Below are 2,644 nucleotides of genomic sequence, written 5' to 3' on the forward strand. Positions count from 1 at the left end.
TGGATTTCGCCGACATGGTGGGCGGGGAACGCGTCGAGATAGGCCTTGGCGTCATAGGCATGGTTGATGGCCGAGACGAAAACGTTGTTGACGTCGAGAAGGAGCCCGCAGCCGGTCCGGCGCGTGATCTCGCGCAGGAAGCCGATCTCCGACATATCGCTTTGCTCGAATGCAATGTAGGTCGAGGGATTCTCCAGGAGCATGCGTCGTCCCAGGATCTCCTGGATCTCATCGATGTGCTCGCAGACCCGCTTCAATGTCGGGCCGTCGTACGGCACGGGCAGCAGGTCGTTGAGGAAGACGGTGTCGTGCGTGGACCAGGCGAGATGCTCGGAGAAGGACTCGGGCTCGTAGCGTTCGATCAGGCGCCGCAGGCGTGCGAGATGCATCTGGTCGAGCGGCTGGTCCCCGCCGATGGACAAGCCCACTCCGTGCACCGACAGCGGATAGCATGCCCGGATCTGCTCCAGGTACCGGTGCGGCGGTCCGCCGTCGCCCATATAGTTTTCCGCATGGACCTCGAAGAACCCAATCGGGGGCAAGGTCTCGAGGATCTCCCGGTAATGCTGGGGCTTCAGGCCCAGTCCGGCCTGTGCAGGAAGCACCCCAAGGCTGGAGAGTGCCACAAAAGCTGGTGAGGTCATGATCTCCTCCTGTCATCCTTTGGAGTGGCCCGGGGCCGCCATGTGGGCTCCGGGCATTTGGCACGCGTCCACCAACGGGCTGCGGAATCCTTCTCCGCAGCCCGGCTCAGGAGGGTGGAAGGTCGCGGATCAAAGCTTGCAGGCTGCCCATGCGGTTCCCCAGCGCCATCACGGTGGTGCAGGTGCCCTTGGGAACGATCTTCCAGGCATTGCCCTGATAATCGACCTTGGACGTGCCGGCGCAGGTGGTGCCGGGGCCGGCCGCACAGTCGTTCTGCCCCTTGAGGGCGATCCCGAAACACTTTTCCTGGGCCGCCGTCGGTGGAGGCTTGGGTTGCGCATGGGCTGCGGTGGTTGCAGCGTACCCGAGGGCGGCCGCCATGGCGCCCGCGACGCTGAGAGCCGTTCGACTGGTCATGGATGTTTCCTCCGTTTCTGACGCGGTGCCACAGTGGCGTCCGCTCAGGGCATGGTCATAGAAACGGAAGATCATGTGAAATACCGACCTGCGATGGAGCCGATAGCCGGCGTCTATAATGGGCAGTGCGGCTAAGAGGGCAGGGGTGGCACAGGAAAGGTCGCTCCTCTGTTTCTTTCTGAACGCGATCTTCCACCCGGGCGTCGATAGCCGGTCGGCATGGACTTGAAAGCCACTCAGTATTTCAGGCGGCGAAGGCATGCCCTCATGCTTGCGGCATGGCTCAAGGAACATGCGTGAGCGACAACCAGGAGGAACAGTCTATGGCATCCCGTATCGCAGCTCTCGGCGCAGCTACCCTCATCCCGTTCGCCCTCGCTCTGGCGCCCCTCGTGGCGAAGGCAGAGGAGCTGAACCGGCAGATGTTCGAGAACGGCATCGTGCGCGTGAAAAGCGCCTATTCGCTCAGTGAAACCATCGACCGCATCAAACAGGATGTTGCCGCAAAGGGCATCATGTTCTTCTTCACAGTCGACCAGTCGAAGCTCGCCTCCGATGCCGGGATCACGCTTCGTCCGTCCACGCTTCTGGTGTTCGGCAATCCGGCCCTCGGCTCCCACTTCATCACCTCGAACTCGAATGCGGGTATCGACTGGCCGGTACGGCTGCTGGTTACGGAGGACCAGAATGGTGCAGTGTGGACGATCTATAACGATTTCCACTACATCGCCCGGCGCCACGGCATCACGGATCGGGACGCAGCCTTCCAGAAGGCATCGGAGGTCATTGCGTCGATCACATCGAGCGTATCGAAATAACCGCCAAACAGACGACCGGCCCCGGTACCAAGCCTTGAGGTCGGTCGATTGCATTTGGGATTCTTGTAAGCCCGAGCCGAACGTTTGGTGCGCCTGCTGAACTGAAGACCGCTCTCGGCCCTGACGAGGCAACGTTTTGGTTAGAGGTCACCCTGCCATAGCAAGCATTATCGGGCTTTCTCCCTCAATGCGCCGTGAGGGCGCTTGGTGTCGCTCACAGGAGAAGCGGCAAAGCTTTCCCCTTCCTCCGCCATCAGAACACCTGATCCGTCATCTGGCTGATCTCGGAGCGGGCCACGAATCCGACGCCTCCCCGCAGAACTGAAACGGCCGAGCTAGGTAATCGATCGAGTGTGACGTAGGCGCAGGCGAAGAGCGCGAACATGGAGCATATGGCCAAGCGGCGACGTGGCGGTATCGCGGGCACTTTGCGAGAGCAGGACGAGCCATGATGGAACCCTCCGGCTTCTGCCAGGGTGGGAAGCTCCGTGTTCAGGAATGTGGAGGTGCTGACGGTGGCGTTCATCTGACTCCTCCATGACGAAAGGAGGTGATCTGCCACCGAGCATGTGCCTTCCCGGTCCTGAGCTGAAATACCGTTTGGCTTGGAAAATGATAGGCAGGTGCTATCCCAATGGTCTTGTCATGTCTGGATGGCGCCCGTTTGGCAACGTGATTGTTGATGATGCTTGGGCCTAGCGGGGCGGGTGCGGTCATGTCTCCGGCCTTTGAACGCGGTGCTTCATGACCGCAGGCCCTGATGT

4 protein-coding genes are annotated in these 2,644 nt (G+C 61.0%); 1 reads left to right on the forward strand and 3 read right to left on the reverse strand.

Going from position 1 to position 2,644, the window contains the following annotated elements; genetic code table 11:
* Positions 1 to 644: MbnB/TglH/ChrH family RiPP precursor modification enzyme (locus ACS5Q1_RS47460; protein ID WP_473104715.1), on the reverse strand; the 644-nt coding region annotated here is incomplete at its 3' end.
* 106 nt (positions 645 to 750) lie between these two features.
* On the reverse strand, positions 751 to 1,062 hold the full coding sequence (locus tag ACS5Q1_RS47465; RefSeq protein WP_473104716.1) for a BufA1 family periplasmic bufferin-type metallophore: 312 nt from the start codon (positions 1,060 to 1,062) through the stop codon (positions 751 to 753).
* 323 nt (positions 1,063 to 1,385) lie between these two features.
* Here ACS5Q1_RS47465 and ACS5Q1_RS47470 point away from each other — a divergent pair, with 323 nt between their 5' ends.
* Positions 1,386 to 1,880, forward strand: a complete 495-nt coding sequence (locus ACS5Q1_RS47470) for a DUF302 domain-containing protein (protein WP_473104717.1) — start codon at positions 1,386 to 1,388, stop codon at positions 1,878 to 1,880.
* Between the two features lie 253 nt (positions 1,881 to 2,133).
* Here ACS5Q1_RS47470 and ACS5Q1_RS47475 read toward each other — a convergent pair whose 3' ends face one another.
* Positions 2,134 to 2,406 carry a hypothetical protein gene (locus tag ACS5Q1_RS47475; protein WP_473104718.1) on the reverse strand — a complete coding sequence of 91 codons (273 nt, stop codon included), beginning with the start codon at positions 2,404 to 2,406 and terminating at the stop codon, positions 2,134 to 2,136.
* Between the last annotated feature and the right edge of the window lie 238 nt (positions 2,407 to 2,644).

This window comes from Microvirga sp. GN3 (assembly GCF_055792825.1).

Bases quoted from the DNA above. Each gene is read 5' to 3' on its own strand.
- ACS5Q1_RS47475 (WP_473104718.1), bottom strand. From the start codon at position 2,406: ATGAACGCCACCGTCAGCACCTCCACATTCCTGAACACGGAGCTTCCC.
- ACS5Q1_RS47470 (WP_473104717.1), top strand. From the start codon at position 1,386: ATGGCATCCCGTATCGCAGCTCTCGGCGCAGCTACCCTCATCCCGTTC.
- ACS5Q1_RS47465 (WP_473104716.1), bottom strand. From the start codon at position 1,062: ATGACCAGTCGAACGGCTCTCAGCGTCGCGGGCGCCATGGCGGCCGCC.